This is a genomic window from Phytopseudomonas daroniae (assembly GCF_004327285.1).
GTDB lineage: Bacteria > Pseudomonadota > Gammaproteobacteria > Pseudomonadales > Pseudomonadaceae > Aquipseudomonas > Aquipseudomonas daroniae.
The window spans coordinates 1-6,942 of sequence record NZ_QJUI01000046.1 but is presented as its reverse complement, the minus strand read 5'-3'; the positions used below and the strand labels follow the sequence as shown (position 1 = coordinate 6,942).

General features: G+C 59.9%; 6 protein-coding genes. 5 read left to right on the top strand and 1 reads right to left on the bottom strand.

Translation table 11 applies throughout. The annotated features are described in order from the left end of the window. The first annotated feature begins 357 nt into the window (after positions 1–357). The 3 genes from brnQ (at position 358) to DNK06_RS24915 (ending at position 2,885) form a co-directional block, all read left to right on the top strand. Positions 358–1,671 carry a branched-chain amino acid transport system II carrier protein gene (brnQ, locus tag DNK06_RS24925; protein WP_131182653.1) on the top strand — a complete coding sequence of 438 codons (1,314 nt, stop codon included), beginning with the start codon at positions 358–360 and terminating at the stop codon, positions 1,669–1,671. A 90-nt stretch (positions 1,672–1,761) separates the two neighbouring features. After that, complete coding sequence (locus DNK06_RS24920; protein WP_131182652.1) at positions 1,762–2,496, top strand: DUF599 domain-containing protein; 735 nt, start codon at positions 1,762–1,764, stop codon at positions 2,494–2,496. Further along, positions 2,493–2,885: an MAPEG family protein gene (locus tag DNK06_RS24915; protein WP_131182651.1), complete on the top strand. Its 393-nt coding sequence runs from the start codon at positions 2,493–2,495 to the stop codon at positions 2,883–2,885. Before DNK06_RS24920 ends, DNK06_RS24915 begins: the two co-directional genes overlap by 4 nt. Positions 2,886–2,942: 57 nt before the next feature. On the opposite strand, the gene DNK06_RS24910 is transcribed toward DNK06_RS24915, so the two are convergent. After that, on the bottom strand, positions 2,943–3,239 hold the full coding sequence (locus DNK06_RS24910; RefSeq protein ID WP_131182654.1) for a hypothetical protein: 297 nt from the start codon (positions 3,237–3,239) through the stop codon (positions 2,943–2,945). Between the two features lie 273 nt (positions 3,240–3,512). On the opposite strand from DNK06_RS24910, the gene DNK06_RS24905 reads away from it, so the two are divergent. Both DNK06_RS24905 and htpG read left to right on the top strand, forming a co-directional pair. After that, the gene (locus DNK06_RS24905; RefSeq protein ID WP_131182650.1) at positions 3,513–4,757 is read left to right on the top strand and encodes an MFS transporter; all 1,245 of its coding nucleotides are present in this window, start codon (positions 3,513–3,515) and stop codon (positions 4,755–4,757) included. A 93-nt stretch (positions 4,758–4,850) separates the two neighbouring features. Next, positions 4,851–6,755: a molecular chaperone HtpG gene (gene htpG / locus DNK06_RS24900; RefSeq protein WP_131182649.1), complete on the top strand. Its 1,905-nt coding sequence runs from the start codon at positions 4,851–4,853 to the stop codon at positions 6,753–6,755. The last annotated feature ends 187 nt before the right edge of the window (positions 6,756–6,942 follow it).

Genomic DNA, 6,942 nt, shown 5'->3' with positions numbered 1-6,942 from the left:
GAGCTGCTCGCCTGAAAAGTCCGGTGGTGACCTTCTGAATCGCACAAAAGAAAACGCCCCGAACGATGTCAGGGCGTTTGCCGGGTGCCAATACCTACATCAGCGGGTTTTCACACGCTCTGTTCGGGTGGCCTTTTTTCATTGAGGCGACGCGAACTTACAGGCTTTCGACAGTCTGTCCGCCAGCTTCGAGTTCTCGGCTGATTTTCGCTAACATGCCGCCCCCTGCATTGCCAACTGCCACAAGCAGACGAGCATGCCTGCATTGGCCCGGCCCACGAGCCCGGGCAACGTTTCCCCTGACCCTGATGGAAACCTCCGGAACATTTTGATTTTCTGCCTGTGGTATTTCCCTCTATGACTCGCTTGAAAAGCCTGGATATCCTGGCTCTCGGTTTCATGACGTTCGCGCTTTTTCTGGGTGCGGGCAACATCATCTTCCCGCCTAGCGCCGGCCTGTCAGCTGGCGAAAATATCGCCGCAGCGGCAATCGGCTTTCTGCTGACCGGTGTCGGTTTGCCATTGCTCACGGTCGTGGCGTTGGCCCGTGTGGGCGGTGGCCTGCCAACGTTGACCACACCGTTGGGCCGTTGGGCCGGTATAGCACTGGCAGTGGCCGTGTACCTGGCGATCGGCCCGCTGTTTGCCACCCCGCGCACGGCCGTCGCGTCGTTCGAGATCGGCATGCAGCCCTTTGTCGGCAACAGCGCCACAGCGCTATTCGTATATACCCTGGTGTATTTCGCGGCCGTACTGTTCTTGTCCCTCAACCCAGGTCGCCTGGTCGATCGGGTCGGCAAGTACATTACGCCGGTGCTGATCGTTGCGCTGATCGTGTTGGGTGGAGCGGCCGTATTTGCCCCAGCGGGGGAGGTGGGTGAGGCATCCGGTGCCTACCGCAGTGAACCGTTGGTGCAGGGTTTCCTGCAGGGCTACCTGACCATGGATGCCCTGGGCGCCCTGGTATTCGGTATTGTGATTGCCAACGCCGTGCGCGCGCGTGGCATCAGCGACGACGGATTGATCACCCGCTACTGTGTGATTGCCGGCATCATCGCTGCGGTGGCGCTTTCGTTGGTCTATCTGTCGCTGTTTTATCTTGGTGCTACCAGCCATGAGTTGGCTGAGGGTGCCGAGAACGGCGGGCAAATCCTCACCGCCTACGTGAACCAGACGTTTGGAACATCGGGCTCGCTGCTGTTGGCGGTCGTCATCATCCTGGCCTGCCTGACCACTGGCGTTGGGTTGCTGACAGCGTGCGGTGAGTTCTTCAGTGATCTGGTCAAGATCCCTTACCGCGCCGTAGTTATCGTCCTGGCCCTGTTCAGCCTGGCGGTTTCCAACCAGGGGCTGACTCAGCTAATCAGCGTTTCCATTCCCGTGTTGGTCGGGCTCTATCCGCTGGCGATCGTGTTGGTGGCGTTGAGCCTGGCGAACCACCTATGGCTGTCACAGAGCCGGGTTTTCGTACCGGTTATGGCGGTTACCCTGGTGTTTGGTATCGTCGACGGCATGGGCGCTGCTGGTTGGGGGGATCACGTGCCCGCCGTCTTTGGCAGACTGCCACTGGCTGCTCAGAGTCTGGGCTGGCTGGTGCCCGTATTGGTGACATTAATGGTCGCCTGCCTGGTTGACCGGGTATTGGGGATGAGGCGTCCGGCAACGGCCTGATCAACCTGTCGATGCCCTGGAGCCGCTCCCGTGAGCGGCTTTTTCTTGTCTTCCGTGGCTATAATCGCTCCAGCACTACAAGGAGCCTGCATGCCCATCAGCGAAGAATATCTGCCTCATCTACTGGCCGTTCTCTGGTTCGTCATCTGCTGGGGGGGCTACACCCGCTATGCCCAAGTGAAAGGCCGCACCACTCCTTGCCTGGCCAGCGTCCTGCATCTCTACCGCGAGGACTGGATGCGGCGAATGCTGCTGCGCGACAACCGCATCGCCGATGCCAACGTGATCGGCAACCTCGAGCGTAACGCCTCGTTCTTCGCCTCCAGCACGCTGATCATCCTCGCCGGCATCCTCACCGTGCTCGGCGCTTCGGATCGCGCGGTATCGCTATTGGCCGACCTGCCGTTCGTGCAGCTCGCCAGCCGCGGCATGTCGGAGGCCAAGCTGCTGTGCCTGGGCGTGGTGTTCGTCTACGCCTTTTTCACCTTCAGCTGGTGCATGCGCCAATACAACTTCGCTGCCGTATTGGTGGGCTCAGCGCCGATGATCGGTGAGCGGCATGTCACCGAGCAGGAGCGCAAGGCATTTGGCGAGCGAACCGCGCGGGTGATCTCGATGGCGGCCAACCAGTTCAACTACGGCCTGCGTGCCTACTATTTCGGTATGGCGACTCTGGCCTGGTTCATCAACCCCTGGTTCTTCATGTTGGTTTCCGCAGGTGTCGTGGTGGTGCTGTATCGACGCGAATTCCATTCCGATGTGCTGGAAGTGATGGTGTACACACAAACGCCGACGTTCGAGCCCACCAAGGAGAGAGCCGAATGAGTATTCCGTTCTGGTGCATATTCATCAGCGCCGTGCTGATCTTCGTGGCGAAGGTGCCGCTGGCCAAGGCGATGAAGGAGGAGGGCGGGCGTTACGACAACCATCATCCACGCGCACAACAGGCGCGCCTCAGCGGATTCGGCGCACGCGCGCTGGCTGCTCATCAGAACAGTTTCGAGGCATTTCCGCTGTTTGCAGTAGGGGTACTGATGGCTCATGTCACCCAGAGCAGCGGGTGGCTGGTGGACTTGTTGGCGGTGACTTTCGTGGTCGCACGGGTGCTGTATCTGCTCTTCTATTGGGCAGATCTGCACTGGCAACGTAGCTTGGTGTGGATGATTGGAATGGGTTGCACGCTGCTGTTGATGCTCACGCCAGCGTTGCGGTAAAGCGGAGGGAGAAGGGCGTTACCCGCGGTGGGCTGCGGGTAACGTGAAAATGTCAGCTTACTGCTGTTGCTGAGTCGGGGCTGCCGGATCAGCGGGTGCGGCTGGATCCGCAGGGGCTGCCGGTTCGGCTGGTGGAGTTTGCAGCTCTTCCTGCTGCTCGTTGGCACGCTCCTGAGCGGCCTCGGCTTCTTTTTGAGCAGCTTCATTGCTCTGCTCAGCGGCGTCGTTCATCGACTCCTGGGCTTCGGTGCGAGCTTCTTGAGCGTCTTCGGCTTTGTTTTCGGACGGCTTGTCACAGGCCGCAAGGCCAAGCGTGGCAGCCAGCATAAAGGCGTAAGCGACTGATTTTTGCATGGTGGTGCATCTCCTTTGGGTAAATACCATTACGGTTTTTCGAGGCATCAAAGTGGGTATAAGTTCATTCCCTTTCCACTCAATGCCCGTTTATGCGCTGGGTGCACCCGTAGAAGCACCAATTCAGGGCTTGTCACAAAATCGGAAAATTTCTCGACTTCTCGGTGGATTGAGCACGCATCGATGATTATCGTGACGCTCGTTCCCTCGGTGCGCGCTGGCAAAGTGGGCGCATCCGACGCCGATCCTGGCTACTGAACTTAAGGAAACTGAATGGACGCGTTGTTGATCCTGGGCGGCCTGCTGCTGATTCTCGTCGGCCTGGTGTTGCTGGTGATGCGTGGTTTCGCCACCAGCCTGCTATGGGGCTGGGCTTGCCTGTTGCCGCCTCTGACGCTGCTGTTCATCGTGGCTCATTGGCGCCGGGCCAAACATGCACTGGCCTGCTGCGCGTTGGGCATGATCCCGCTGGTCGTCGGTCTGGCTGTAATGGCGGGCCAGGATCCACAACGTCTGGAGGCCATCATCGGCCTGCAGTGGTTGCAGCCTGAGAAGCAGGCTCCAGGTGAGTTGCATATCCAGCTCAATGGCCAACTCAATGGCGAACCTTTCGCTCCCAAGGAAGGCGAATTGACCGACAGCGTGCTCAGTCTGCGTGAAGGTCAGGATTTCTTTGCCCGTCGTGAGCTGATCATTCGTGGCTTGCCGCTCGCCGCGGATGGACTGCGTCTGGATGTGCTGCCGGATGATCAGGGTCAGTTGCCGGAGATCGAGTTCAGCTGGTTGTTGCCCGATCAGGACTTGCCCGAAGCGCGCCAACTGAAAGGTGGCTACACATTGCACCTGGATCTCCGTCCCGAAGAACCGAATCGGCTGGTGGGGGATTTCCACCTGGTGCTGCCGCCGCAATTCGAGACCACCTTGAGTGGCAAGGTCGAAGTGTTTCGCAATGGCCTGCGTTATAACGAGGGCAAGGTGGATCGCACCGTCGACTCTCGTGACACCCTGGCGCATATCCTCACCGACTACCTGCAACGTCGCTTTGCTACTCGCGATGTGCAACTTGAGCCACTGCCTGCCTCTGCCGTGGCGGGTAGCAACCTGATGCTCGAAGTGCAGGCTCGCGTTGACGGACGCGAGCAGCGTTTGTCGGTGAGCCTGAGCAAGCATCCACAACTGGGCTGGCGAGTGGATGATGACCGCTTCGCCGAATTATCGGCAGCGAGCAAGCAGATGCCTGTTGCTGCACCTGCTCAGCCCGCCGCGCCAAGCCAGCCAGCCCCCCAGCAGGATCCACGCCAGGACTTCACCCTTGTGCGCCTGCTCAGCGAGCCGCAACGCTACGTCAATCAGCCGATGCGGGTGTTCAGCGAAAAGGGCAACTCGGCTCAGGGGCAGTTCGCCGGGCTCGATGAACAGGGGCAGATCATCCTGCGGCAGCGCCTGAACGGTTCGGGCGAAGCGCGCTTTGCGCTGTCGCCGACGGATGTCGTTCATGTCGAGCTGCTTGATGAGTGACGTGAAGATGACTTGAAGTTTTCCCACACCGCCCCCACCTGATAGGTCATCCGCCGTACTGCGGCTTAGCCATCAATGTGGAGTTAGATGACCATGAGTGTGGAAACTCAAAAAGAAACCCTGGGCTTCCAGACAGAGGTGAAGCAACTGCTGCACCTCATGATCCACTCGCTGTATTCCAACAAGGAAATCTTCCTGCGCGAGTTGATCTCCAACGCCTCCGACGCCGTCGACAAGCTGCGTTTCGAGGCGCTGGCCAAACCCGAGCTGCTCGAAGGCGGAGCCGAGCTGAAGATCCGCGTGACCTTCGACAAGGACGCCAAGACCGTCACCCTGGACGACAATGGCATCGGCATGAGCCGCGAAGAAGCCATCGCGCACCTGGGTACCATCGCCAAGTCCGGTACCGCCGACTTCCTGAAGAACCTCTCCGGTGACCAGAAGAAGGATTCGAGCCTGATCGGTCAGTTCGGCGTGGGCTTCTACTCCGCGTTCATCGTTGCCGACAAGGTCGAAGTGTTCACCCGTCGTGCCGGGCTGTCGGCTGGCGAAGGCGTGCACTGGGCCTCCAAGGGCGAGGGCGATTTCGAGATCGCCAACGTCGAGAAAGCCGAGCGCGGTACCCGCATCGTTCTGCACCTCAAGAGCGGTGAAGAGGAGTTCGCTGACGGCTGGCGCCTGCGCAACATCATCAAGAAATACTCCGACCACATCGGCCTGCCGATCGAGTTGCCGAAGGAGTTCCACGGCGAGGAGAAGGACAAGCCAGCCGAATCCGAGTGGGAAGTGGTCAACCGCGCCAGTGCACTGTGGACGCGCCCGCGCACCGAGGTCACCGACGAGCAGTACCAGGAATTCTACAAGCACGTTTCCCATGACTTCGACAACCCGCTGAGCTGGAGCCACAACAAGGTCGAAGGCAAGCTGGAGTACACCTCGCTGCTGTACGTGCCAGGCCGTGCACCGTTCGACCTGTACCAGCGCGAAGCGCCGCGCGGCCTGAAACTCTATGTGCAGCGCGTGTTCATCATGGATCAGGCGGACGAGTTCCTGCCGCTGTACCTGCGCTTCATCAAGGGTGTGGTCGACTCCAACGACCTGTCGCTGAACGTCTCCCGCGAGATCCTGCAGAAGGATCCGGTGATCGATTCGATGAAGTCGGCACTGACCAAGCGCGTGCTGGACATGCTGGAAAAACTGGCGAAGAACGAGCCCGAGCAGTACAAGGCGTTCTGGAAGAACTTCGGCCAGGTTCTCAAGGAAGGCCCGGCGGAAGACTTCGCCAACAAGGAGAAGATCGCCGGCCTGCTGCGCTTCGCTTCCACTCAGGACGGCGAGGGCGAGCAGAGCGTTTCCCTGGGCGATTACATCGGTCGCCTCAAGGACGGCCAGGACAAGATCTACTTCCTCACCGGCGAGTCCTACGCGCAGGTCAAGAACAGCCCGCACCTGGAAGTCTTCCGCAAGAAAGGCATCGAAGTGCTGCTGCTCACCGACCGTATCGACGAGTGGCTGATGAGCTACCTCACCGAGTTCGATGGCAAGTCGTTCGTCGATGTCGCCCGTGGTGACCTGGATCTGGGTTCGCTGGACTCGGAAGAGGACAAGAAGGCCCAGGAAGAGGTCGCCAAGAGCAAGGAAGGGCTGGTCGAACGCTTGAAGTCGGCGCTGGGCGAGCATGTGGCGGAAGTGCGCGTCTCCCATCGCCTGACCGATTCGCCAGCCATCCTGGCCATCGGCGAACAGGATCTGGGCCTGCAGATGCGCCAGATTCTCGAGGCCAGCGGCCAGAAGGTGCCGGATTCGAAGCCGATCTTCGAATTCAACCCGAACCACCCGCTGATCGAGAAACTGGATGCCGAACCGGACGAAGATCGTTTTGGCGACCTGTCGCACATTCTCTTCGACCAGGCCGCGCTGGCTGCGGGCGACAGCCTGAAAGATCCGGCGGCCTACGTGCAGCGCCTGAACAAGCTGTTGGTCGAGCTTTCCGCTTGATGCCACAGCTGTAATGAAAACGCCGCTCGACCCGAGCGGCGTTTTCATATCTGCTCAACCTCGTAATTAGATGGACTCGCCCCCGCCGAGGCGTCGATGCGCCACGGTGGCATTCTAATGATGACCAACGGCAGCGAGGGCAAGGCCATGCAAAAGCGTACGACGAAATCGCCAGCAGCGCATCCAG